The 25,384-nt window shown below is 35.0% G+C and carries 17 protein-coding genes; 6 read left to right on the forward strand and 11 right to left on the reverse strand.

Translation table 11 applies throughout. From position 1 onward, the window contains the following. The first annotated feature begins 45 nt into the window (after window positions 1-45). Both ACNRYB_RS06000 and ACNRYB_RS06005 read left to right on the forward strand, forming a co-directional pair. Window positions 46-540: a DUF6252 domain-containing protein gene (locus tag ACNRYB_RS06000; protein WP_343705258.1), complete on the forward strand. Its 495-nt coding sequence runs from the start codon at window positions 46-48 to the stop codon at window positions 538-540. Between the two features lie 110 nt (window positions 541-650). Then, window positions 651-995 carry an RNA recognition motif domain-containing protein gene (locus tag ACNRYB_RS06005; protein ID WP_012023384.1) on the forward strand — a complete coding sequence of 115 codons (345 nt, stop codon included), beginning with the start codon at window positions 651-653 and terminating at the stop codon, window positions 993-995. Window positions 996-1,123: 128 nt separating this feature from the next. Here the strand turns inward: ACNRYB_RS06005 and leuB are convergent, their stop codons facing one another. The 6 genes from leuB to ACNRYB_RS06035 all read right to left on the reverse strand — a co-directional run bounded on the left by leuB (window position 1,124) and on the right by ACNRYB_RS06035 (window position 8,500). Continuing rightward, window positions 1,124-2,179, reverse strand: a complete 1,056-nt coding sequence (leuB, locus tag ACNRYB_RS06010) for a 3-isopropylmalate dehydrogenase (RefSeq protein WP_129746006.1) — start codon at window positions 2,177-2,179, stop codon at window positions 1,124-1,126. A gap of 153 nt (window positions 2,180-2,332) precedes the next feature. Further along, the gene (locus tag ACNRYB_RS06015) at window positions 2,333-3,853 is read right to left on the reverse strand and encodes an alpha-isopropylmalate synthase regulatory domain-containing protein (protein ID WP_473729517.1); all 1,521 of its coding nucleotides are present in this window, start codon (window positions 3,851-3,853) and stop codon (window positions 2,333-2,335) included. A 220-nt stretch (window positions 3,854-4,073) separates the two neighbouring features. After that, complete coding sequence (leuD, locus tag ACNRYB_RS06020; RefSeq protein WP_073413234.1) at window positions 4,074-4,670, reverse strand: 3-isopropylmalate dehydratase small subunit; 597 nt, start codon at window positions 4,668-4,670, stop codon at window positions 4,074-4,076. Window positions 4,671-4,783: 113 nt separating this feature from the next. After that, entirely contained in the window at window positions 4,784-6,178 is a 1,395-nt protein-coding gene (leuC, locus tag ACNRYB_RS06025; RefSeq protein ID WP_473729518.1) for a 3-isopropylmalate dehydratase large subunit, read from the reverse strand. 519 nt (window positions 6,179-6,697) lie between these two features. Further along, complete coding sequence (locus ACNRYB_RS06030; protein ID WP_473729519.1) at window positions 6,698-7,618, reverse strand: helix-turn-helix domain-containing protein; 921 nt, start codon at window positions 7,616-7,618, stop codon at window positions 6,698-6,700. Window positions 7,619-7,696: 78 nt separating this feature from the next. Then, window positions 7,697-8,500 (reverse strand): SDR family oxidoreductase, encoded by an 804-nt coding sequence (locus ACNRYB_RS06035; RefSeq protein ID WP_473729520.1) that lies wholly within the window; start codon window positions 8,498-8,500, stop codon window positions 7,697-7,699. A gap of 498 nt (window positions 8,501-8,998) precedes the next feature. Here ACNRYB_RS06035 and dnaE point away from each other — a divergent pair, with 498 nt between their 5' ends. After that, window positions 8,999-13,534, forward strand: a complete 4,536-nt coding sequence (gene dnaE, locus ACNRYB_RS06040) for a DNA polymerase III subunit alpha (protein ID WP_473729521.1) — start codon at window positions 8,999-9,001, stop codon at window positions 13,532-13,534. Window positions 13,535-13,711: 177 nt separating this feature from the next. Further along, on the forward strand, window positions 13,712-14,641 hold the full coding sequence (locus ACNRYB_RS06045) for an outer membrane beta-barrel protein (RefSeq protein WP_473729522.1): 930 nt from the start codon (window positions 13,712-13,714) through the stop codon (window positions 14,639-14,641). A gap of 230 nt (window positions 14,642-14,871) precedes the next feature. Here the strand turns inward: ACNRYB_RS06045 and ACNRYB_RS06050 are convergent, their stop codons facing one another. The 4 genes from ACNRYB_RS06050 to ACNRYB_RS06065 all read right to left on the reverse strand — a co-directional run bounded on the left by ACNRYB_RS06050 (window position 14,872) and on the right by ACNRYB_RS06065 (window position 21,036). Next, window positions 14,872-15,867, reverse strand: a complete 996-nt coding sequence (locus ACNRYB_RS06050; RefSeq protein WP_473729523.1) for a Gfo/Idh/MocA family protein — start codon at window positions 15,865-15,867, stop codon at window positions 14,872-14,874. Window positions 15,868-16,085: 218 nt separating this feature from the next. After that, entirely contained in the window at window positions 16,086-18,194 is a 2,109-nt protein-coding gene (locus ACNRYB_RS06055; protein ID WP_129746015.1) for a prolyl oligopeptidase family serine peptidase, read from the reverse strand. Between the two features lie 119 nt (window positions 18,195-18,313). Then, complete coding sequence (locus ACNRYB_RS06060; RefSeq protein ID WP_473729524.1) at window positions 18,314-20,521, reverse strand: TonB-dependent receptor; 2,208 nt, start codon at window positions 20,519-20,521, stop codon at window positions 18,314-18,316. Window positions 20,522-20,682: 161 nt separating this feature from the next. After that, the gene (locus ACNRYB_RS06065) at window positions 20,683-21,036 is read right to left on the reverse strand and encodes a hypothetical protein (protein WP_165352407.1); all 354 of its coding nucleotides are present in this window, start codon (window positions 21,034-21,036) and stop codon (window positions 20,683-20,685) included. 226 nt (window positions 21,037-21,262) lie between these two features. Between ACNRYB_RS06065 and ACNRYB_RS06070 the strand changes: the two genes are divergently transcribed. Continuing rightward, window positions 21,263-21,967: a porin family protein gene (locus ACNRYB_RS06070; RefSeq protein ID WP_473729525.1), complete on the forward strand. Its 705-nt coding sequence runs from the start codon at window positions 21,263-21,265 to the stop codon at window positions 21,965-21,967. On the opposite strand, the gene ACNRYB_RS06075 is transcribed toward ACNRYB_RS06070, so the two are convergent. Next, window positions 21,962-22,567 (reverse strand): hypothetical protein, encoded by a 606-nt coding sequence (locus ACNRYB_RS06075; protein WP_242502479.1) that lies wholly within the window; start codon window positions 22,565-22,567, stop codon window positions 21,962-21,964. The genes ACNRYB_RS06070 and ACNRYB_RS06075 overlap by 6 nt on opposite strands. Before the next feature lie 295 nt (window positions 22,568-22,862). Between ACNRYB_RS06075 and ACNRYB_RS06080 the strand changes: the two genes are divergently transcribed. Further along, window positions 22,863-25,334: a bifunctional UDP-N-acetylmuramoyl-tripeptide:D-alanyl-D-alanine ligase/alanine racemase gene (locus ACNRYB_RS06080; protein ID WP_473729526.1), complete on the forward strand. Its 2,472-nt coding sequence runs from the start codon at window positions 22,863-22,865 to the stop codon at window positions 25,332-25,334. Window positions 25,335-25,384 lie beyond the last annotated feature (50 nt).

Raw genomic sequence — 25,384 nt, forward strand, 5'->3', positions numbered from 1 at the left:
ATTTAGTTCTTAATGCGATACTTTTGCATCAAATTCATTTTAAATATGAAAAAATACTTTTACTTTTTATCACTTTTACTATTGCTTATGTCTTGTACAGAGGATATAAGATTTAATAATCCGGCTTTTCAGACCTTAAAGGATAATAGTTTTTGGAGAGCACAAACCTATCAAGCTGGAACCGAATCGAATGATTTTTTTACTATTGAAGGTTCTTTAGGTTACGAACAGATAAAATTTCAACTTCCTGAACCAGCTGAGAAAACGTATGTTTTAGGTATAAATGATGATATAAAAGCCATTTATAAAAATACATATAAAGGACAGGAAGCAGAATTTAGCACTGGAACTGGCAAAGGAACGGGAGAAATTATCGTTACAGAATACAATACTGTTGATAATACTATTTCAGGAACGTTTAAATTTACAGCAGTTAATACTGATCAAAATGCTGAAAAACAAACTATGCATTTTTCGGAAGGCGTTTTTTATAAAATTCCCGTGACACAGGGGCCTAACTTTGTTCCAGTCAACAATTAATTTCCTAATTTGAGCCTTATCAAATCAGAATAAAAACTTAAATAAATCCATAACATAGTAGATTAGATATAAATAAGACTACATTTGCTTCTTATTATAAATAAATATCTATGAATATTTTCGTTGGGAGCCTTCCATTCAGTATTGAGGAAGCAGATTTAAGAGAGTCTTTTGAGGCTTATGGAACAGTTGACTCTGTTAAAATTATTACTGATAAATTTACTGGAAGAAGTAAAGGCTTTGGTTTTGTTGAAATGCCAAATGATAGTGAAGCACAGAAAGCTATCGATGAATTGAACGGTGCTGTTGTTTCAGGTCGTACAATCGTTGTAAATAAATCTGAGCCAAAACCAGAGGGCGAAAGAAGAAGTTTTAATAACAACCGCGGAGGAAACGATCGTGGTGGTTACGGAAACAACCGTGGCGGAGATCGCGGAAACAGAAGAGAATATTAATGTTTTTTTTCTAAAATATAAAAGGGATAAACTTATGTTTATCCCTTTTTTTGTTGCTTTTGTTTCAGGTTTCAAGTTTCAGGTTTTTCCAACTTGAAACTTGAAACAATTAAAACGTGAAACAAAATTTATACATTCGCAGCTAACCAGTCACCAACTTCTTTAGTACCGTATGCTTTGCCTCCGTTTGCTAAATCTTCGGTAACTACTCCAGCTTCTAAAGCTTTGTTTACGGCATCTCTCATCGCTTTTCCTTCTTCCATTAATCCGAAGTTTTCGAACATCATAGCAGCAGATAAAATAGTAGCCATTGGGTTTGCAATGTTTAATCCTGTAGCTTGTGGATAAGAACCGTGAATAGGTTCAAACAACGATACTTCAGCTCCCATAGATGCAGAAGGCATTAATCCCATTGAACCAGAAATTACAGAAGCTTCGTCTGTTAAGATGTCTCCAAATAAGTTTTCAGTAATTAATACGTCATAAGAGTTTGGCCATTGTACCAAACGCATTGCAACAGCGTCAACAAATTCGTAGCTCACTTCAACCTCTGGATAATCTTTTTCCATTGCCTGAACTGTTTCTCTCCACAAGCGTGAAGTTTCCAAAACGTTTGCCTTATCAACGCAGCATAATTTTTTAGAACGCGTCATTGCCAATTCGAAACCTTTTTTAGCTAAACGCTGTACTTCAGCTCTAGTGTAAACACAGTTGTCGTAAGCTGTGTCTCCGTTATCTTTTCTTCCTTTTTCACCAAAGTAAATTCCGCCTGTTAATTCTCTTAAGAAAACTAAATCAGTTCCTTCAATTCTTTCTCTTTTTAATGGAGATTTATCTAATAATGATGGGAATGTAAAAGTTGGTCTTACGTTTGCGAATAAACCTAATGCTTTACGCATTTTCAATAAGCCTTGCTCTGGACGAACTGGTGCAGAAGGATCATTATCATATTTAGGATGACCGATTGCTCCAAAAAGAACAGCGTCAGCATTTTTACAAATTTCGTGTGTTGAATCCGGATAAGGTTCTCCTACTGCATCAATTGCAGCGGCACCAGTTAAAGCTGGTTTCCAAGTGATTTCATGTCCGAATTTTTTTGCAATAGCATCAGATACTTTTACAGCTTCATTTATTACTTCTGGTCCGATTCCGTCTCCGGCTAAAAGGGCTATGTTTAATTTCATTCTATATTTTTTAAAAGGTTCTAAGGTTCTGAGTTGCTAAGATTCTAAGTTTTTATTCTTATTACTTAGTTTTGTTTTTAAGATTCTGAGTTGCTGAGATTCTGAGTTCAAAGGAGAAAAACTTAGTAGCTTAGAATCTTAGCAACTTAGAACCTATGTAATTATATTTAACATTTTTTGCGTTGCAATAATCGCTGCAACAGTTTGATCCGAATCTAATCCGCGGGTTTTGAATTCTTTTCCGTTATTGACCCAGGTAATAATAGTTTCGCATAACGCATCAGAACTACTTCCTGGCGGGATTCTCACGGCATAATCAATCAATTTCGGAAGCGTTAGTTTTTTGCTTTTGTAAATCTTAGATAAAGCATTCATAAAAGCATCAAACTGACCGTCTCCTTGTGCGTTTTCTTCGATTATTTCTCCGTTTAAATTTAAAGATAAAGTCGTAGATGGGCGCATTCCTTTAGAATGAACCAGCATATAAGAATTTATCGTAATTTTTTCTTCGTAAGTGTGGCTATCCAAAACATCTGAAATAATGTATGGAAGATCTTCTTTCGTTACGGTTTCTTTTTTGTCGCCCAATTCGATAATTCTTTGGGTAACCAATTTCAAATCTTCATTGTTTAGTTTTAAACCTAATTCCTGAAGATTCTTTTCGATATTGGCTTTTCCAGAAGTTTTTCCTAAAGCGTATTTTCTTTTTCTTCCAAAACGTTCGGGAAGTAAATCGTTAAAATAAAGATTGTTTTTGTTGTCTCCGTCGGCGTGAATTCCAGCAGTTTGGGTAAAAACATTATCACCGACAATTGGTTTGTTTGCAGGAATTCTATAACCTGTAAAAGTTTCAACCAGTTTGCTTACAGAATACAAAGACGTTTCTTTAATATTGATTTTTACTTCTGGCAGATAATCATTAATTACGGCAACAGTACTTTCAAGCGGTGCGTTTCCGGCGCGTTCTCCCATTCCGTTTACCGTTACGTGAAGTCCGTTGATTCCTGCTTTTATCGCTTCCATAACATTGGCAACGCTTAAATCGTAATCGTTATGTGCATGGAAATCAAAATGAATGCTTGGATATTTTGTTCTAATTTTTGAAATAAATTCAAAAGTTAAAGACGGAATTAAAACGCCTAAAGTATCAGGAAGTAAAACTCTTTTGATTGGTTGAGTTGCTAAGAAATCCAAAAATTGAAAAACATAATCTGGAGAATTTCGCATTCCGTTGCTCCAGTCTTCCAGGTAAACATTGGTTTCAATATTGTTTTCTTTGGCTAAAGAAATGATTTGGGCGATTTCAGAGAAATGCTGTTCTGGAGTTTTTTTCAATTGATGCGTTAAGTGATTCATTGAACCTTTGGTCAATAAATTCTGCACTTTGGCGCCAGCTTTTTTCATCCAGTCAATTGAAACTCCTCCATCAACAAACGTTAGAACTTCGATTCTGTTACTATATCCTTTTTCTTCAGCCCAAGAAGTAATGCCTTTCACGGCCTGAAATTCTCCTTCGCTCACGCGTGCAGAAGCAATTTCGATTCTATCAATATTTAATTCCTCCAACAACAATTGCGCAATGGTCAGTTTTTCTGCAGCAGAAAATGATACTCCTGAGGTTTGCTCACCATCACGAAGTGTCGTATCCATTATTTCAATTTTTCTTTTTTCCATATTGATATTCTATAATTCTGATGTGATTTGACGCTGATTTTACGGATTCGCTTTCGCAAAAGCACGGATAAAAACGGATTTTTTATTATTGAATAAAATAAAAATCTGTGTTAATCCGTGCTTTTGCGATGGCAAATCAGTTTCATCCGCGTTCTATATTCTAGAAAGACCCGAGAGGTTTCGAAGCCTTTCGGGTCTAATAGACTGAATGATATTTCTATTAGTACGGAAGTTTATCAGCAAAAGCTTTAATATCTTCCTTCATGTTTTGTAAATAATCAATATCGTCGAAACCATTAATCAGGTTGTTCTTTTTGTAACCGTTAATAGCAAAAGATTCTTGCTCGCCAGTTGATAACAAAGTAATGGTTTGGTTTGGAAGATTGATTTCCAATTCTGTTTTAGGATCAGCTTCGATAGCTTTGAAAATATTAGCTAAAAATTCTGGGCTGATTTGTACTGGTAAAACACCAATATTCAAACAGTTTCCTTTGAAGATATCTGCAAAGAAAGAAGAAACGACAGCACGGAATCCGTAATCGTAAACTGCCCATGCAGCGTGCTCTCTAGAAGATCCAGAACCGAAGTTTTTTCCTCCAACAAGAATTTTTCCGCTGTAGGTTGGGTTGTTTAAAACGAAATCTGCTTTTGGAGTATCGTCTCCATTATATCTCCAGTCTCTAAAAAGATTGTCTCCAAAACCTTCACGTTTTGTAGCTTTTAAGAAACGTGCTGGAATGATTTGATCTGTATCTACGTTCTCAATTGGCAACGGAACTCCGCTGCTTGTAAGTATATTAAATTTATCGTATGCCATTTTAATTTTAGATTTTGGATTTTAGATTTTAGATTTTCTGAATGTGAGAATCTATATTAAATCTAAAAGCAATTTTAATGAATTTTTGAAATTGTTATTGCAATTATCATTGACTAGAACAGCTCTCTCGGATCTGTTAGTTTTCCTGTAACAGCAGCTGCAGCAGCCATAATTGGACTGGCAAGAAGCGTTCTTGAACCGGGACCTTGGCGACCTTCAAAGTTTCTGTTTGAAGTACTTACTGCATATTTTCCAGCAGGAACTTTATCATCGTTCATTGCTAAACAAGCAGAACAACCCGGCTGGCGTAATACAAAACCAGCTTCAGTCAAAATATCTAAAATTCCTTCTTCTTTAATCTGTGCTTCAACAACGTGAGAACCCGGAACTAACCAAGCCGTAACATTATCTGCTTTTTTTCTTCCTTTTACAATTTCAGCAAAAGCTCTAAAATCTTCAATACGTCCGTTTGTACAACTTCCTAAGAAAACGTAGTCGATTTGTTTTCCAATCATTACGTCATCTTCGTTGAAGCCCATGTAAGCTAAAGATTTTTTGTAAGTTTCCTCACCGCCTTCAACTTCTTTTGCGCTTGGGATATGTTTTGTGATACCGATTCCCATTCCAGGGTTTGTACCGTAAGTAATCATTGGTTCGATGTCTTCTGCTTTGATGTTTAATTCAGCATCAAATACAGCATCAGCATCTGTTTTTAGCGTTTTCCAGTATTCAACAGCTTTTGTCCAAGCTTCTCCTTTTGGAGCGTAAAGTCTTCCTTCAAGGAAGTCGAAAGTAGTTTGGTCAGGAGCAATCATACCTCCACGAGCACCCATTTCGATACTTAAATTACAAACTGTCATACGGCCTTCCATAGTCATGTTTTCAAAAACATCACCAGCATATTCAACAAAATATCCTGTACCTCCAGAAGTAGTTAATTGAGCAATAATATAAAGTGCAACGTCTTTTGGACCAACACCTTTGCTTAATTGACCATTTACGTTAATACGCATTTTCTTTGGTTTAGGCTGCATAATACATTGAGTAGAAAGCACCATTTCAACCTCAGATGTTCCGATACCAAAAGCGATAGCTCCAAAAGCACCGTGAGTAGACGTATGCGAATCTCCACATACAATAGTAGCACCTGGCAAAGTAATTCCGTTTTCAGGACCAACTACGTGTACAATTCCATTTTTTTGGTGACCTAATCCCCAGTGCGAAATTCCGTATTCGTTAGCATTGTCTTCAAGAGCTTTAAGCTGGTTTGCAGAAAGCGGATCCTGAACTGGTAAATGTTGGTTTATGGTTGGTGTATTGTGGTCTGCAGTTGCAAAAGTACGTTCAGGATATAATACATTAACGCCTCTTGATTTTAATCCTAAAAAAGCAACAGGACTCGTAACTTCATGAATGAAATGGCGGTCAATAAAAAACACATCTGGCCCATCTTCAATTTTACGCACAACATGTGAATCCCATACTTTGTCAAATAATGTCTTACTCATTTTTTATTTTTTTAAATTGTAATTTCTATAACCACAGCAATTTCCTGTTCATTATAATAGCAAAACAAAAGTAAAAAAAGATAAAAAAGCGTCAATTTCGATATTTCATTATATACGATACCCAAACTAATTTACAAATTGCCAAATGGCTTTTGAAGACTAAAATTTGAAAGAAAAATGATTAAGAAATGGATTTGCTTTTTCTTTTTCGGCTTCAATTTTACCTGATTGTTTTTTGTTTTAATAGTTTGCAAATTTATCTCAAAATCAATACAAAATATAAGAATTTGATCGAAAAAATCTAACAAATTACATAAAAATAGTAATAATTGTTAGTTTTGAAATTTTTGCTAAAAGAGTGCTTTTTGAGTTTTTTAAAGCTTTTAAAGGAGTTTTTTGGACGTTATTTAGATTCAATAAAACATCAAAATACTACGACATCCAAGAAGTGTATTTTTATGAAATTTTATGTTTTTTTGAAGCAAAAAACTGATTTTTTGAAAGAAGTGTTTTTGAAAACTAATTCAATGAATTTTTAAATTCTAATGGAGTAAGATTGGTTTTCTTTTTGAATAATTTGCTGAACGATTGCGGATACTCAAAACCTAATTGATAAGCAATTTCTGCTACCGAAAGATTGGTAGTAATCAAGAAATCTTTTGATTTTTCTATTAATTTTGAATGAATGTGCTGCTGCGCATTTAATCCAGTCAAATTGCGAAGCATGTCGCTAAGATAATGGCTCGAAACATTAATCTGTGAAGCCAGAAATTCTACTGTTGGCAATCCTCTTTTTAAGGTTTCTGAGTTGCTGATATAATTGTCTAAAGTTTCTTCAACTTTCAATAATAAATCGTGACTGATGGTTTTTCTGGTAATAAATTGGCGTTTGTAAAAACGATTGCTGTAGTTCAGCAAAACATCAATATAAGAAACAATCACATCTTGGCTCATTTCATCAATTGCGGTATTGAGTTCGTTGTCGATACTTTGTAATAATCCAATAATAATTGTTTTTTCACTGTCGGAAAGATGCAGTGCTTCATTGGTATCATAAGAAAAGAAGCCATATTTTTTGATGCTTTTTCCCAAAGGATAATTTCGAATAAAATCAGGATGAAATAAAAGGGTATAGCCTCCATATTCAACACCTTCTTCATTTTCAGTAAAAATTAACTGAGTTGGAGAAGCAAACATGAGTCCGCCTTCGTTGAAATCATAATAACCTTGACCGTAGCCCATTTTTCCTTTGGTAGAAAACTTATAAGAGATCTTATAAAAATCAAGTAAAAAGGCATGATTCGCTAAATCTTCATTAATGACTAACTTCGTATTGTCTACTAAACTCACCATCGGATGAAGTGGTTTTGGCAATCGAAGCAAATCATGAAATTGCGATATAGAAGAGATTTTTGCCGGATTATTGTTTTTCTTTTCCATGATATAAAAGTAATGAAAATTTAAAAGACTAATACCGTTCGGCTTCTTGAAACCTGAACGGTATTAGTCTGAAATGAATTATTCTCCAAAAAATTGTTTGCCAAATTCAGAACGAAAAACTTCGTCTCCAACTTCTAGTCTTTGTTTGTAAAATGCTTTTGCATCTTCTCCGGCAACATATCTTAATTGGTTTTTTCCGTCAGTTGCAGCTTCGTAAACAACATCGGCAATTTGCTCGGGAGTTGAAGCCATTTCAAACATAACGTCAACGCTTCCAAACATTTTATTGGTCATTGCTTCGTATTCTGGAAGAGTGCTTGTGTCAAGTGAACCATGCAAAAATTCAGTTTTAATTGCTCCAGGAGAAACTGTTTTAATGTTTATTCCAAACGGATTTAATTCGTAAGCCATACTTTCGCTCCAGCCTTCTAATCCCCATTTTGTAGCATGATAAATTGATCCTAAAGGAAAAGCGATCAATCCACCGATAGAAGTCGTTGAAATGAATAAACCATTTTTTCTTTCTCTGAAATATGGAATGAATGCATTTGTAACTCTGATTACTCCCAATAAATTAGTATTTAATTGTTTTGTGATTTGATCATCTGTTAAACTTTCCAAAGGACCAATTAATCCGTAACCAGCATTGTTAAAAACGATGTCAATGTCGCTAATTTCAAGTGCTTTTTTAACTGTAGATTGGATTTGGTTGTAATTAGTAACGTCCAACGCCAAAAGCGTAACGTTTTTTAATTGAGAAAGTTCAGTTTCTTTTTCAGGGTTTCTCATGGTAGCGATTACATTCCATCCTTTTTCATGGAATAATTTTGCTGTTGCTTTTCCTAAACCTGATGATGCGCCTGTGATAAAAATTGTTTTCATGATTATTATTTTTTTTAATTGTTATAATTTGATGAAGCAAAGTTCATGATACACTGCAGTTTAAAAGTGTTCATTTTGGAGTAATGAGTATCCAAAATGGATAATTGAAGAAAAAGTTTTGAGTTTAGTTATTTTAAACACATAGAAACATAGTTTTTCTTTGTCTACAAAGGCGTTTCACTTATTTAAAAGTACACATAGCTATGTGTGAAAATCTAGATTTTCTAAAATCTCTTTTTTACAGAACTAAAATCTATGTTTCTATGTGTTTAATTTTTTTACGAATGGCAATCAACGAGTTTTAATTAACGTTTTTGTTAACAACTTTAGCTTCTTTATTTCCCTAAAAAAAGTGTAAATTTGAATTCCTTCCATTTTTCATTACGCATTTTGCTATGTTTCATGTTGTCAGTAATTTACAATGTGAAAGATATGAAATTTTGGACACGAGCGAAGCGAACTGGCGAAGCAATTTAAAATTTGACTTTTTACAACTCTATGTATTTAATATTCGATACCGAAACAACCGGATTACCAAAACGCTGGGATGCCCCAATAACCGATTCTGATAACTGGCCTCGCTGTATACAAATTGCTTGGCAGTTGCATGACGAAATGGGACAGCTTATTGAGCATCAGGATTATTTGGTAAAACCAGAAGGATTTAACATTCCGTATGATGCTGAACGTATTCACGGAATCTCAACTGAATTGGCTGAAGCCGATGGAATCACTTTGGCCGAAGTTTTAGAGAAATTCAATATTGCTTTAAGCAAAACCAAATATATCGTTGGACAGAATTTAGGATTCGACGTGAATATTATGGGAGCCGAATTCCATAGAATGGGAGTGGAATCTCAAATGAGTTCAATGCCAGTTTTGGATACTTGTACCGAAGTTACTGCTTCGTTATTACAACTTCCAGGAGGTCGTGGAGGAAAATTCAAATTGCCAACTTTGACCGAGCTTCACGAATATTTATTCAGCGTTCCTTTCGCGGAAGCGCACAACGCAACTGCAGACGTTGAGGCAACTACGCGTTGTTTCTTGGAATTGGTTAGAAGAGAGGTTTTCACCAAAGAAGAGCTTGACGTTCCAAAAGAATATTTCAAAGATTTTCAGGAAAGAAACCCAGAGCCATTTAAGTTAATTGGCTTAAAACATATCAACTTAAAAGCGGCTTCTGATAAAATCAGAGAACAGCTTAAAGCTTTAGCTGGAGAAGGCAAAGAAACTATTGTCTCAGAAGAAGATAAGGCTGATTTTAAAGCTGCAAAATTTGCACATTTACATAATCATACACAGTTTTCGGTTCTTCAATCTACTATCGGAATTGGAAATATTGTAGCAGCGGCAGCAAAAAACGGAATGCCGGCTGTTGCGATGACGGATACTGGAAACATGATGGGAGCTTTCCATTTCGTGAGCGCTGTTATGAACCACAATAAAGCGGCTTCTGGAAAAAATAAAGCTTTGGTTGAAGCTGGAGAAGAACCAACAGAAACCGAAGTAAAACCAATAGTAGGCTGTGAATTTAATATCTGTGAAAATCACTTAGATAAAAGCAAAAAAGACAACGGTTATCAAGTTGTTTTAATGGCTAAAAACAAAGCCGGTTATCACAATTTGGCTAAAATGGCTTCGATTGCCTATACAGACGGATTTTATTATGTTCCGAGAATTGACCGCACAATTGTCGAGCAATACAAAGGCGATATCATGGTTTTGTCTGGGAATTTATATGGAGAAATTCCGAGTAAAATCTTGAACATCGGTGAAAATCAAGCTGAAGAAGCTTTAATTTGGTGGAAAGAACAATTTGGCGAAGATTTCTATCTGGAAGTAATGCGCCACAATCAGGAAGATGAAAATCGTGTCAACAAAACCCTGATTGAGTTTTCAAAAAAACACGATGTCAAATTAATTGCAACCAATAATACTTATTATTTAAATAAAGAAGATGCCAATGCTCACGATATTTTACTCTGTGTAAAAGATGGTGAAAAGCAGGCAACGCCTATTGGACGTGGACGTGGTTACCGCTACGGACTTCCAAATCAAGAATATTACTTCAAGTCGCAAGACGAGATGAAAAAGCTTTTTGCTGATTTGCCAGAAGCGATTATCAACATTCAGGAAATTATTGATAAGGTCGAAGGATATTCATTATATCGAGATGTATTGCTTCCGAAATTCGAAATTCCAGACGAATTTGTTGATCCTGAAGATGAAAAAGACAATGGTGTTCGAGGTGAAAATGCTTATTTGCGACACCTTACTATGGAAGGTGCCAAAAGAAGATATGGTGAAATTACCGAATCGATTCAAGAACGTCTTGATTTTGAGTTAATGACAATTTCAAACTCAGGTTATCCAGGTTACTTTTTGATTGTACAAGATTTCATTGCCGAGGCAAGAAAAATGGACGTTTCGGTTGGTCCGGGTCGTGGATCTGCAGCGGGTTCAGCCGTTGCATACTGTCTCGGAATTACCAATATTGACCCAATTAAATACGACTTACTTTTTGAGCGTTTCCTAAATCCTGACCGTGTATCGATGCCCGATATTGATATCGACTTTGATGACGAGGGTCGTGGACGTGTCATGGAATACGTAATCAACAAATACGGTCAAAAACAGGTGGCGCAGATTATCACTTATGGTAAAATGGCAACCAAATCGGCGATTCGTGATACGGCACGTGTACTGGATTTGCCATTGTTTGAAGCCGACAGAATTGCGAAACTGATTCCGGGAATGATGCCGTCAAAATGGAATTTGGCGCGTTTTATTTCTGAAAGTGAAGAAGAAGTCAAAAAAGCCCTTCGTTCGGACGAATTTGATAACGTCAAAGAACTAATTGCGATTGCCAATGAAGATGATTTGGCAGGAGAAACCATTCAGCAGGCAAAAATCCTCGAAGGATCGATGCGTAACACGGGAATCCACGCCTGCGGGGTAATTATTACGCCGTCGGATATTACAAATTACGTTCCTGTAACGACTGCAAAAGATTCCGATTTATATGTAACACAGTTTGACAACTCGGTTGCAGAAAGTGCTGGATTGCTGAAAATGGACTTCTTGGGTCTGAAGACCCTTACGCTGATAAAAGATACCGTAAAACTGGTAAAATATAGAACAGGAATTGAGCTGAATCCAGATACTTTCCCAATCGATGATGAAGAAACGTATGCGCTTTTCCAAAGAGGTGAAACTGTTGGAATCTTCCAATACGAGTCACCGGGGATGCAGAAATACATGAAAGATCTGAAGCCAACGGTTTTTGGAGATTTAATTGCTATGAACGCTTTGTATCGTCCGGGACCTTTGGAGTATATTCCATCTTTCGTTCGAAGAAAAAATGGCGACGAAGAAATCAAATACGATTTAGATGCCTGTGCCGAATATTTATCAGAAACCTACGGAATTACAGTTTACCAAGAGCAGGTAATGCTTTTGTCTCAGTCTTTGGCAGGATTTACAAAGGGTGAGGCCGACGTCTTGCGTAAAGCGATGGGTAAGAAACAAAAAGACGTACTAGATAAAATGAAGCCGAAGTTCGTTGAGCAAGCGGCCGCAAAAGGACACGATGCTAAGATTCTAGAAAAAATTTGGAAAGACTGGGAAGCCTTCGCGAGTTATGCCTTCAACAAATCGCACTCAACTTGTTACGCTTGGATCGCGTATCAAACCGCTTATTTGAAAGCGCATTATCCTGCCGAATATATGGCAGCGGTACTTTCGAATAACATGAACGATATCAAACAGGTTTCGTTTTTCATGGAAGAATGTAAACGTATGGGATTGCAGGTTTTAGGACCATGTGTAAATGAGTCGTACTATAAATTTACCGTAAACGATGATTATGCGGTTCGTTTTGGAATGGGAGCTATCAAAGGTGTTGGGTCAGGAGCTGTTGAAACCATTGTAGAAAACAGAAAAGACGGAAGATATAAATCAATTTTTGATTTAGCTAAGCGAATTGACCTTCGCGCAGCAAACAAAAAAGCGATCGAGAATTTAGCACTTGCAGGAGGTTTCGATTCGTTTGAAGGAACAACCAGAGCGCAATATTTCCATGACGATGGAGACGGAATCACTTTCTACGAAAAAGCAATGCGTTACGGATCTAAGTTTCAGGAAAATGAAAACTCTTCTCAAGTAAGTTTGTTTGGAGAAACCAGTGAAGTACAAATTGCAGAGCCAGTTGTGCCACCATGTGAAGACTGGAGTACAATGGAGAAATTGGCCAAAGAAAAAGAGGTTGTCGGAATTTATATTTCTGGCCATCCGCTCGATGATTTTAGGTTTGAGATGAAATATTTCTGTAATTCTCGTTTAGAAGCGCTGAAAAGCATGAACGAATATGTTGGAAAAAACCTAATGTTTGCCGGAATTATCAACAACGTTCAGCATCGTGTGGCTAAAAACGGAAAAGGTTGGGCCGCTTTCAATTTAGAAGGTTACGATGAGAGTTATGAGTTTAAGATTTTTGGAGAAGAATATTTGAAGTTCCGCCATTTCTTAATTCAGAACAATTTTGCATTTATAAAAATATTAATTAAAGACGGATGGGTAAATCATGATACCGGTAAAAAATCAGATCCTAGAATGCAGTTTGTGGAGATTCGCCAATTGCAGGACATTCTGGAAGCTTTTGCCAAGAAATTGATTGTATTATTGAACATTAAAGATCTTCATCCAGAGTTTATTCATAAACTGAGCCATTTGTTTGCAGAAAATAAAGGAGAGAATTCTGTGACTTTTGAAATAATGGAATTAGAGAAAATAAAACGATTGGTTGAGGTAGAAACTCCAACCGATTTTGAAGCCGAAGATGCTGTTTTTGAAGCTGAGAATGAAAATGAAGATAGTGCGATGGAAGATACAAAGATTCAAGAGGTAAACGAGGTCGAAGAAATAAAAGTGGTAACCAAATTAACCATGCCTAGCCGCCGCTTGAAGGTTAAAATTTCAGCTGAATTATTGCAGGAACTGGAGAAAATGCAGATTAATTTTAAATTGAACTAAAAAATTAACAGTTAAAATTTAAACAGATGTTAATTTTTTATGTTAAAAATATGCATGCATAATACTTTTTTAGTAATATTGCGCCAAATTACAACGTTTTCGTTCCAAGTCTAACTTTACAAACTGTAAGAATGTGTTGAAATATTCTATGTTTGTACTAATCAATAAATCAAAATTATGAAAAAGAACCTATTTTTATTAGGATTATTAGTTTGCTCAATGGCGACAGTGGCGCAGACAGAAAAAGCTGAGAAACCAGAGAGCTGGTATTTCAAATTAGGAGGATCATATTTTAACCAAACTGCTTCTACTGAGTTTCCAACTGTAAGTGGACATGCACCGTTAGATAAAACATTTGTAGGAGGAAAATTAGTTTCAGAAAAAAGCATTACTGGTTCTTTTGGTCAAGGTTTTAGAACTGGTATTACTGCAGGTTATAGATTTTCTACTCGTTTGGGAGTTGAATTGGGTGTAAACTATTACACGAGTAATGATAAAAAAATGGCACAAACAACTACAGATACGCCAATTACTCCATCTGGAGAATACAGTTTTAAATCTGTAGGTCAAATTACAGCTTTTGATATAGCACCTGCAATTGTTATGTTTTTAGGAGAAGCTCATGGTTTTGAGCCTTATACTAAAGTAGGGGTTTTAGTTCCTATTCATGGAGATTTAGAAATCACTTCTGATGCTTACGCTCCAATTGCTTTTAATCCAAATACAGGAGCTCCAGTAGCTTTTGGAAACGTACACAGCGTTGATAAAGTAAAACCAAACCCTACTATCGGATTTACAGCAGCAATAGGTACTACTTACAAACTTACTTCACATCTTTCAGCTTTTGCAGAACTAGAGTACCGTAACTTTACAGTACATGGTAAAACAAAGGAAACAACTGAATTCACGGTGAACGGAAAAGATGCTTTAGCTTCTAGAACCACAGCTCAAGTTCATACTAATTATAGAGATGGATTAGATGTAAATTCTAACAACGCAGCAACTAATCCAAACGGTGTTAATAAAGATAAGCCAATGGACGAGTTAAGTTCTTACGTTGGTATTTCAGGTTTAGGATTAACATTAGGTATCAAATACAGCCTATAATTTTTCCAAAGTTTTTTATAGTTTATTAGTTTACAAAAAGAGGATATTCTAAAAGAATATCCTCTTTTTTTGTCTTTAGATTTTTATGAATTGCCTCTAGCTTTAGCTGGAGGTTGTTTAAATTGATGGGAATAGAAAAAGGCTTTAGCCAAACTATTAATTTGGCTAAAGCCCTATGATTTTTTTGAAATTATTTCTCCGGCTAAAGCTGGAGGCAATTCAACAATATACTACTTTGAATTCTCTCTAAACTCTTTCAAAACTTGATCAATAACCCAAGTGGTTCTTGCGCCAGAAGTTCCTTTAGACGGAGAAACCCCTTCATTTCCTAATAATTCAGCGATAACAGTTTCAATAAACGGCTGTTGAATGTGAAGCGGGTTTTCTATAGTAATGGTTTCTTTTTCTCCATTTGCATATTGAATGTGAAACGGATCGTTTCCAAAAGTGGAGAACGAAATTTTTCCTTTATCGCCTACAATTTCGGTGTTATCATAACGTTCAAAACTTGCAAAATTCCAAATGCCAGATCCATGAATTCCGTTTTCGAATAAAAAAGACATCGAAACAGCGTCTTCGGCTGGATAAGCCATTAATTGAGAAGTCGCATGTCCGCGAACTGATTTTATCGGACCTAAAACAAAATCTAAGAAATCTAAAGTGTGGCAAGCTAAATCAACAAAGATTCCGCCTCCTGAAATATGCGGTAAAACGGTCCAAGGAAGATTGATTTCGTCATCATAACGTGCTTCAAAAGGATGATACAAAACACAATTGACATGTCTTATAGTTCCAAGTTTTCCTTGATCGATAATTTCTTTTATTTTTAAAAAACGTGGTAAAGCTCTTCTATAATAAGCTACAAATAAAGGAACATTGTGTTCTTTACAAGCGCTGATCATTTCGTTGCATTCCTCAAAAGTCAAAGCCATTGGTTTTTCAACGTAAATAGGTTTTCCTGCTTTGGCACATAAAATTGTATATTCTTTATGAGAAGATGGCGGAGTAGCAATATAAATAGCATCAACTTCTGGATCATTTATTAAATCTTCAGCATTTGAATACCATTTCGGAACGTTATGACGTTTTGCGTAATCTTCAGCGAGAGCGGCATCTCTTCGCATTACTGCGACTAAAGCTGAGTTTGGAGCTTTCTGAAAAGAAGGTCCGCTTTTTACTTCGGTCACATTCCCGCAGCCAATAATTCCCCATTTTATAATTTCCATTGTGTAAGTTTTAGGTTTCTCAAATTTAAAAAAGGTTTGCCACGAATTGCACGAATTTCCACGAATTCTTTTTTTGCCACAGATTAAAAGGATTTGCACAGATTACTAAAGTAAGCGCATAGATATTAAAATCATTTTAATCTGTGGCAAAATAAAAAGCCACGATATTCAGAAAATAATTCGTGAATTCGTGGCTTAAAAAATTTCAGCTTAAAGTCTTACTTTTTCGGTAAGGCTTTAAAACCCATATTGTAAAGCGTGAAAGCTTGAATATCTACATTCTCTTGAATAGTAGCCGCAACAGATTTTCCTGCGCCATGTCCAGCTTTTACATCAATTCTAATTAAAACTGGGTTTTCTCCTGTTTGTTTTTCCTGCAATTCAGATGCGAATTTAAAACTGTGTGCAGGAACTACACGATCATCATGATCTCCAGTAGTAACCATTGTTGCTGGATAATGAGTTCCTTTTTTAACGTTATGAACAGGAGAATATCCTTTTAAATATTCGAACATTTCTTTGCTGTCTTGAGCAGTTCCATAATCGAAAGCCCATCCTGCACCTGCCGTAAACGCATTGTAACGAAGCATATCCATAACTCCAACTGCTGGTAAAGCCACTTTCATTAAGTCTGGACGCTGAGTCATAGTGGCACCAACCAATAATCCTCCGTTAGATCCTCCGCGAATAGCCAAATAATCAGATGAGGTATATTTTTGTGCAATTAAATACTCTGCAGCAGCGATAAAATCATCAAATACATTTTGTTTTTGGAGTTTTGTTCCTGCATCGTGCCATTTTTTTCCATACTCACCACCGCCTCTTAAGTTGGCCACTGCGTAAACTCCGCCGTTTTCCATCCAAACCGCATTGGCAATGCTGAAACTTGGCGTCAAACTAATATTGAATCCGCCGTAACCGTAAAGAATTGTCGGGTTTTTACCATCCAGTTTTGTTCCTTTTTTATACGTAATAATCATCGGAACTTTTGTACCATCCTTTGAAGTGTAGAAAACTTGTTTAGACTCGTAATCTTCGCTTTTAAAGTCTACTTTTGGTTTTTGGTACACTTCAGATTTACCAGATTTTGGCTCCAAAGAATAGATGCTTCCTGGAGTTGTATAATTGGTAAAGCTGTAGTATAAAATTTTATCTTCTTTTTTACCGCTAAATCCGCCAGCAGTTCCAACTGCAGGAAGTTTGATTTCGCGAACTAATTTTCCCTTGTAATCATATTGCTGTACAAATGAGACAGCATCTTTGGTATAATTGGCAAAGAAATAGCCGGCACCAGTTGAAGGCGATAAAATATCTTTGGTTTCTTTAATAAAATCTTTCCAATTTTCCGGTTTCGGATTTGCCGCATCAACCGTTACAATGCGTTTGTTTGGAGCATTAAAATCTGTTTCAATAAACAATTTGCTTCCTTGGTTGTCAATGATGCTATTGTCACTATCAAAGTTGTCAACGATTGTAACAATTGGGCTATTTGCTTTAGTTAGATCTTTAATGTATAATTCATTTCCATAAGTAGAATTTGCAGCTGTAATCACCAAATAACGATTGTCTTCGGTAACATATCCACCAACATATCTTCTTTTCTGGTCAGCTCCAAAAATTACTTTATCGTCTTTTTGAGAAGTTCCTAGTTTGTGGAAATATAATTTGTGCTGATCTGTTTTAGCAGATAATTCACTTCCTTTTGGCTTATCATAACTAGAGTAATAGAAACCTTCATTTCCGTGCCAAGAGATACCGCTAAATTTTATGTCAACCAAAGTATCTTCCAAAACTTTCTTAGAAAGCGCATCGATGATGATTACTTTTCTCCAGTCGCTTCCTCCTTCAGAAATGGCATAAGCAGCTTTGCTTCCATCTTCAGAAAAATCAAGTCCGCCAAGAGAAGTTGTTCCGTCTTTAGAAAAAGTATTTGGATCTAAGAAAATTTCTTCTTTTCCGCTTTCATCTTTTCTATAAACAACAGATTGATTTTGAAGACCGTTATTTTTAGAGTAATAAGTAAATTTTCCTTCTTTGAATGGAGCTCCAATTTTTTCGTAGTTCCAAAGTTTTTCCATTCTCTTTTTAAGTTCTTCACGAAACGGAATTTTATCTAAATAAGCGTAAGTAACTTCATTTTCAGCTTTTACCCAAGCGCCAGTTTCAGCAGATTTATCATCTTCTAACCAACGGTACGGATCGCTTACTTTGGTGTCAAAGTAAACATCAACAGTTTCTCCTTTTTTAGTTTGCGGATATTGCATTTTGCCTTGTCCAAACGAAATTCCTGCGGTTGTAATTGCCATTAATAAAAATGTTTTTTTCATAGTTAGTTTTTATCTGTTGTAACAAAAATAGCACTTTCTGTGAGATTGTTGTGTTATTAACCGCAAAGAACGCAATCCCGATAGCTATCGGGATTGCGTTCTTTGCGGTTAAGTAAAAATTATAAATTAAAGTTAACTCCCAAAACGATATTTCTTCCAATGTTTGGAATACCATCTGTTTTTAATCTAGAAAGGTGCGCAATATATTTTTTATCAAATAAATTGTTTCCGTTTAAGTTAATATCAAAAGCTGTTTTTCCTAGTTTAACGGTTCCGCCAAAACCTAAATTTACCAAAGTATAACCTTTAGAAGCTGTTTCGAAACCACTTACATTATCTTGATTGAAAGTTGAAGAAACATTAAGAGAAGCAAAACCTTCGCTCAACCAATTTTTGATATTAAATTCAGTTCTCAAAGTATTGTTCCAATTGTTTGCAGGAATTAGAGGCAAATAATCTTTGTTATCTTTTTTACCAGTAACCGTTTCAAAACTAGTTTCAAAATGTAACCAATCTAACGGATGCGGGTGAAAGTGCAAACCAACTTCACCTCCGTACAATTGAGCGTTATCTTGAACATAGGCAAAAACATCATTATCATCTCGAACTTCTCCGGTTGGCGAAGTATAGATATAATTGTTTACGTGATTGTAGAATCCGTTTACGAAAAATTCGAAGTGTGAATTTTTGTATTCTAAATTTAAATCGGTCTGAACGTTTTGTTCTGTTTTCAGATTTGCATTTCCAATTTCGTAACGATTTGTTCCTTCGTGAACACCGTTTGAAGTCAATTCAGCTAAGTTTGGTGCTCTAAACCCTGTCGCAACATTCAAACGGAAAGTTAAAGGTTCTGCAAATTTGGTTTTATACCCCAAAGAAGCATTAAAGCTGTCAAAAGATCGGTCTAAAGCTTGAAAATAGCCTTCTTCACCTTCAATTCCGTGAGCGATCGAAGTAATATTTCGGTTGTCAAAACGCAATCCTGCTTGAATAACGCTGTTGTCCCATTCGTAATTTGCAGTTCCAAAAACGCCGAAATCGTTCGTTGTGGCATCTGGAATTAAATATTCTTCACCAGAATTTTTGTTTGTTTGATGCATTCCCTGAACTCCCAAAATAGTTTCAATTTTTCCGAATTTCGGGAAATGATATTTAGCATTATAATTGAATGTATTCAATTTCATGTGAAGAGAAGCCTCATTGCTGTCTTCAAATTCGCTTCTATCATTGGCGATATAACCTAAATCAACATCCAATTTTGAATTTTCAAAAAAGATAACATTGTTTAAACTCAATAAATGATTGAAAATTCCCTGTCTCGGAAATTGAGTGTCTTTACTTGAAGATTGTTCTGCAATTCCGTCTTCTGGAATTCCAATATCCAGTTTGTTATAGTTGTATCTTAAAACACTTGAGAAGCTTGAATTGCTGTAGCCAATACCAGTTTTAAAATCTGTTTCATTATAACGAGAGTTTGTAACGCGGTCGCCACCTGAAATTTTATAATCAGAATGTGTGTTATAGCTTCCGCGAGCTAAGAATTTCCAATTATCAGTAGAAGTTTTTAATCCAATAGAAGAATTGCTTCCTTGTGTATTGGTAAAATATTTTTGGCTGAAATTAGCTTTAAAATCGCCCGCATCAGCAAACTTTTCAGGATTAAAGTATAAAACTCCACCTAATGCATCAGAACCATACAATAAAGAAGCAGGGCCCTTGATAACTTCAACGCTTTCAATTCCCGCATCATTTAAACCTAAACCATGCTCGTCTCCAAACTGTTGATTTTCGATACGAACACCTTGAGAATACACTAAAACACGATTACCGCTAAGTCCGCGAATTACAGGTTTTCCGATAGAAGTTCCCGTCGAAATCTGAGAAACTCCTGGAATTGTCGCCAAACCTTCAATCAAAGTTGAGGTTCCTTTTTGCTGTAGTGTTTTAATGCTTTCGTGCTCAATTTTCATTACGTTTTGCGATTGCAATTTGTTGAAAGGAGTCGAAACCACAACTTCATCCATTTCTAAAATAGATTCTTCAAGAGCAATGTCCAATGTGTTTTGCTTAAGCAATTTTGCAATAGTTTTATTTTGATTGGCATATCCAACATATGTAAAAGCAATGCGAAGACTTCCGTTTGGAAGATTATTCAATTCGTATTTTCCGTTTGCGTCTGTAGTTGTTCCTTTATGTAATTCTGGAGCATAAACAGAAACTCCTGGCAATGGATTATTTTGATTATCGGTTACAGTTCCCGAAACCGAATTTTGAGCAGTAAGTACGCCCGAAAACCCTAAAATAAGGGCAATTATAAATTTTTTCATTTGAAAATGATGCTATAGTTAAATGGAATTTTTTCTTCGAATGAAAACCAAAAACGTACAATAAAGCATTCTGATCCTAATTGATGAAAATAGGATTAGGAAACTCAATGTTTTTTGAATTTGAATTGAAAGAAATGTATTTTTTTTCGAATAATCGAAACTTAAGAAACTATAGCTGCAGGAGGTCCTCGTAAGAAATACGAAGTGTTTGAGATTGAAAAAATCTTCTCTGAAAACGGGAAGAAATAAGGCGTTTCTTTATCAAATGAATGAAACTCAAAAGAGAAATTTTGCGGAAGAATAAAAGATTCAAAAGCAAAATGGCAAACAAAACAAACGTCATAATCATGATGCTGGTGCGTTATTTCTCCGCTCGGATCATTGTAATTATGATGGCATTGTTTTTCTGAAAGCTGTTTTACAATATGCTCATAGCTATGTATTGACTGAAACAATATCGAGAACAATATTGTTACAGCAAAAGATAAACTTAATATGAGCTGCTTTCTTTTCATGCTCTGCAAAGGTATAAAAGATAAAAACAAAATTGATTAATTTTTTGTTTCAACGTATTGATTTATTGAAAATAATGCAGCAATTAATTTTATTCGCAGTCAAAACGAGAATATTTTCACTTCTTATCTTTACTACAGAAAGCATTATATTATATTTGTAAGTGAAATAAATAAGCTTCGAAGTACGTTTATTTATAATTATCTCTTTTAAAACTAAAATTACGATATGCGATTTATTTTTGGCTGCTTATTTCTGCTCACTTTTTTTGACTCTTTTGCGCAAGAAGACGTTAAGCCTGAAATAAAACCAGTTATAAAAATAGATTCTCTGTATCGAGAAGACCAATTTTATTTTTCGGTTACTTATAATATGTTTACCGATATTCCCATTGATTTTAAACAAAACAAGTTTTCTCTTGGACTTTCGGGAGGTTTTTTGCGCGATATGCCCGTTAATAAATCCAGAACTGTTGCAATTGCGGCAGGTTTAGGTTTGAGTTATCAAAATTATTACCAGAATCTTACTATTTCTGAAGACGGCTCGGGATCTATAATATATGGGGTTAACAGTTACGGAGAATTTGTTTCCAATCGTTATAGGCAATATTCTGTAGATCTTCCAATCGAATTTAGATGGCGTAATTCGACTTACGAAAGCACTAAATTCTGGCGTATTTATGGTGGAGTAAAACTGAGTTATGTTTTTTCGAATGCTTCTACTCTTAATGATGGTGAGAAAACATATAAAATCAAGAATAACGCAGACATTAATAAATTTCAGTATGGCCCTTACATTTCGGCAGGGTACAATACATGGAACCTTTATGTGTATTATAGCTTAAGCCCTTTGTTTAAGTCAGCGACCACTTTGAATGGCGAAAAAATTAATATGAAAACCTTAAATGCAGGACTGATTTTTTATATTTTATAACCACAGATATAAAAATAAAAGTTGCGGCATTATTCCAATAAATAATCCAATTAATATTTCCCTAGAAGTATGAGCATTCATTTCTAAACGGGAAGAAGCTACAATTCCCGACAATAAAATAAGCAAAGCTGGCCAATACGGATTATGCAACTGAAGATGAATGTTTAGTCCGATAACAAAAATCGTTAAACCTGAAATAGCAACCATGTGCAAACTCGCTTTTGTTTTAAATAACACGCATACTAATGCCAAAATAGTGCTAAATAAAGCAGCAAGGAAGAAGAAATGAAGCTCTGGGTAACGAGTGATTATGATGCTTCTTTTTACCAATAGAATATATAAAAAACATTGCAAGATGAGCGGAATGGTTCGTTCTGATGTCTGGCTCAGCATTATCGATTTTACATGTCCAGTCGATTTTAGAAGTAAATAAAATAAAACAGGGACGACTATATTAATTACTAAAATCTGAATTAAAACAAAATACTTTTCGTTCGTACTGAAAACATCATCTTTGTAAAATAAGTAAAACAAAGTGGCATATAGCGATATAAAAATCGGATGTAAAATATAGGAGAAGAGTGGAAGTAATTTTTTCAAAACATGCAAATTTGTGGTCTAAAAACAAATATACTCAATAAATGTTTTCTGCCACGAATTACACTAATTCATACGAATTATTTTTTTGCTGCAGATTTCAGAATTAAAATCAGCGATAATCTTTTAATCTGTGACTAATTTTTTTAGTGTTTCATGCAGATTCTGCAGATTTAAGCCAATTTAATTAATAAAAAAAACTGCATGCATCTTTTTAAATCTGCACGACATTAATTTGTGAAAATTTGGGAAATTAGTGGCAAACCTTTTTTTAAATTTGAAAAAAAGAAATTTCTAAATGAGCATAAATATAAAAAGCCTGCTTTCAGTATTAAACGCCAAATGGACTGGCTCAAATGCTGATGTTTTAATCGATCATATTTCAATTGATAGCCGTTCACTTCAAAACGGATCTAAAACATTATTCTTTGCTCTGGCCGGTGTTAACAACGATGCTCATTCCTTTATTCCCGATTTAATAGAAAATAACGTTCAGAATTTTGTTGTTCAATATATTCCAGAGGGTTATGCTGATAAAGCTAATTTTTTGGTGGTAGAAAATACGCTTCTTGCACTTCAGGAATTTGCCGCGTATTACAGAAGTCTTTTCCATTTCCCAGTTATTGGGTTAACAGGTAGCAACGGTAAAACAATTGTAAAAGAATGGCTTAATTTCTTGTTGAGCCCTGACTATAATATTATTAGAAGTCCAAAAAGCTATAATTCTCAAGTTGGAGTTCCGCTTTCGGTAATTGGGATTAATGAAAAACATAATTTAGGCATTTTCGAAGCTGGAATTTCGACAGTTAACGAAATGGTTCACCTTGAAAAAATAATCAAACCAACAATAGGCGTGCTTACCAATATCGGAAGTGCACATGATGAAGGGTTTTTGAATTTAGTGCAGAAGATCGACGAAAAATTGCTTTTGTTTAAAGACTGTCCGATAATCATCTATCAAAAAACAGATATTGTAGAATCGTGCCTGACTCAGTTTGCAGCAGAATATATGGTGCATCCTCGAAAACTTTTTTCATGGAGTTTTACAGATAAAAATGCAGATGTTTTTATTGAAAAAAGAGAGCATAAAAACGATCACACTTTCATACAATATCAATTCAAAAATGAAACTTTCAATTTAGAAATTCCGTTTAACGATTCGGCTTCTATAGAAAATACGATTTCATGTCTATTGGTTTTACTGCATTTTGATTATGATCAGGAAACGATTCAGAATCGAATTCAGATGCTGTATCCAGTTCGAATGCGTTTGGAAGTAAAAAACGGAATAAACAATTGCAGTATTATTGATGACAGTTACAGTTCGGATTTTCAGTCTCTTAAAATTGCTTTGGATTTCTTAGAAAGCCAAAAGAAAAAAGGCGCTTCAAAAACCGTTATTTTATCAGATATTTTTCAGAGCGGCTTTACAAATGAAGAATTATATTCTAAAGTTGCCCAGTTAATTTCAGATAATAAAATAAACCGTGTTATTGGTATCGGCCCAACGATTTCTTCATTTGCAGCTAAGTTTCCAAATAGTACCATGTTTGAAGATACAGCCAATTTTATTGCAGCAATTGATAATTTTAATTTTCACAATGAAACGATTTTGATAAAAGGAGCAAGATCTTTTGAGTTTGAAGAAATCGTTTCGCTGTTGGAAGAAAAAACGCATGAGACAATTTTAGAGATTAATCTCGATGCTATAAGCCATAATTTTAATTACTATAAATCAAAGTTGGCGCCAAGTGTCAAAATGATGGTTATGGTAAAAGCATTTGGTTACGGAAACGGAGGTTTAGAAATTGCTAAACTTCTAGAACATCATAAAGTAGATTATTTGGGTGTGGCTTTCGCCGATGAAGGAATATCGCTAAAAAATGGTGGCATAAAAGTGCCAATTATGGTTTTGAATCCAGAATCGACGAGTTTTCCATCTATGATTCAATATCAGTTAGAACCTGAAATTTATAGTTTGAAAGGATTGAATGCCTTTTTGAAAATTGCCCGAGAAAAAAACTTAAAAGATTATCCGATTCATATCAAGATGGATACGGGAATGCATCGTTTAGGTTTTGAAAACAATACAATCGATGAACTGATTGCGACTTTAAAAGGCAATTCGACAGTTCGTGTTCAGAGTATTTTATCGCATTTGGCGACAAGCGATGATCCGAAACATTTTGATTTTGTGAGACAGCAGATTGCTTTGTTCGAAAAACTGTCTTCAAAATTAATGTCAGAGTTAAACATTAATCCAATCCGACATACTTTGAATACTTCAGGAATTAGTAATTTTCCTGATTCGCAATATAATATGGTTCGTTTAGGAATTGGATTATACGGAGTTTCAAATGATCCTGCAGAACAAAAATATTTAGAGAATGTTGGAACTTTGAAATCTATAATTTCTCAAATTAGAACAATTCCTGCAGGCGATAGCGTAGGGTACGGACGTCGTTTTATGGCCGATAAAGAAACCAAAATTGCTACAATTCCCATTGGTTATGCAGACGGAATTTCGAGATTATGGGGTAATGAAGTCGGCTATGTAACTATTAAAAATCAGAAAGCAAAAATCGTGGGAAGTGTCTGCATGGATATGCTGATGGTCAATGTAAGCCATATTGATTGCAAAGAAGGAGATTCGGTAATTATTTTTGGCGAAAGTCCAACAGTAATAGAGATGGCAGTGGCCTTAAAAACAATTCCGTATGAGATAATGACGAGTATTTCGCAACGTGTTAAGAGGGTATTTTTTAGATAACATTAAGAATTTTCAATAAAAATGCGTATTTTCGATATTGCTTAATTATA

Source organism: Flavobacterium sp. CR10 (genome assembly GCF_055814415.1).

Coding starts and splice junctions, on each gene's coding strand:
- ACNRYB_RS06000 (WP_343705258.1), top strand. CDS start 46: ATGAAAAAATACTTTTACTTTTTATCACTTTTACTATTGCTTATGTCT.
- ACNRYB_RS06005 (WP_012023384.1), top strand. CDS start 651: ATGAATATTTTCGTTGGGAGCCTTCCATTCAGTATTGAGGAAGCAGAT.
- leuB (WP_129746006.1), bottom strand. CDS start 2,179: ATGAAATTAAACATAGCCCTTTTAGCCGGAGACGGAATCGGACCAGAA.
- ACNRYB_RS06015 (WP_473729517.1), bottom strand. CDS start 3,853: ATGGAAAAAAGAAAAATTGAAATAATGGATACGACACTTCGTGATGGT.
- leuD (WP_073413234.1), bottom strand. CDS start 4,670: ATGGCATACGATAAATTTAATATACTTACAAGCAGCGGAGTTCCGTTG.
- leuC (WP_473729518.1), bottom strand. CDS start 6,178: ATGAGTAAGACATTATTTGACAAAGTATGGGATTCACATGTTGTGCGT.
- ACNRYB_RS06030 (WP_473729519.1), bottom strand. CDS start 7,618: ATGGAAAAGAAAAACAATAATCCGGCAAAAATCTCTTCTATATCGCAA.
- ACNRYB_RS06035 (WP_473729520.1), bottom strand. CDS start 8,500: ATGAAAACAATTTTTATCACAGGCGCATCATCAGGTTTAGGAAAAGCA.
- dnaE (WP_473729521.1), top strand. CDS start 8,999: ATGTATTTAATATTCGATACCGAAACAACCGGATTACCAAAACGCTGG.
- ACNRYB_RS06045 (WP_473729522.1), top strand. CDS start 13,712: ATGAAAAAGAACCTATTTTTATTAGGATTATTAGTTTGCTCAATGGCG.
- ACNRYB_RS06050 (WP_473729523.1), bottom strand. CDS start 15,867: ATGGAAATTATAAAATGGGGAATTATTGGCTGCGGGAATGTGACCGAA.
- ACNRYB_RS06055 (WP_129746015.1), bottom strand. CDS start 18,194: ATGAAAAAAACATTTTTATTAATGGCAATTACAACCGCAGGAATTTCG.
- ACNRYB_RS06060 (WP_473729524.1), bottom strand. CDS start 20,521: ATGAAAAAATTTATAATTGCCCTTATTTTAGGGTTTTCGGGCGTACTT.
- ACNRYB_RS06065 (WP_165352407.1), bottom strand. CDS start 21,036: ATGAAAAGAAAGCAGCTCATATTAAGTTTATCTTTTGCTGTAACAATA.
- ACNRYB_RS06070 (WP_473729525.1), top strand. CDS start 21,263: ATGCGATTTATTTTTGGCTGCTTATTTCTGCTCACTTTTTTTGACTCT.
- ACNRYB_RS06080 (WP_473729526.1), top strand. CDS start 22,863: ATGAGCATAAATATAAAAAGCCTGCTTTCAGTATTAAACGCCAAATGG.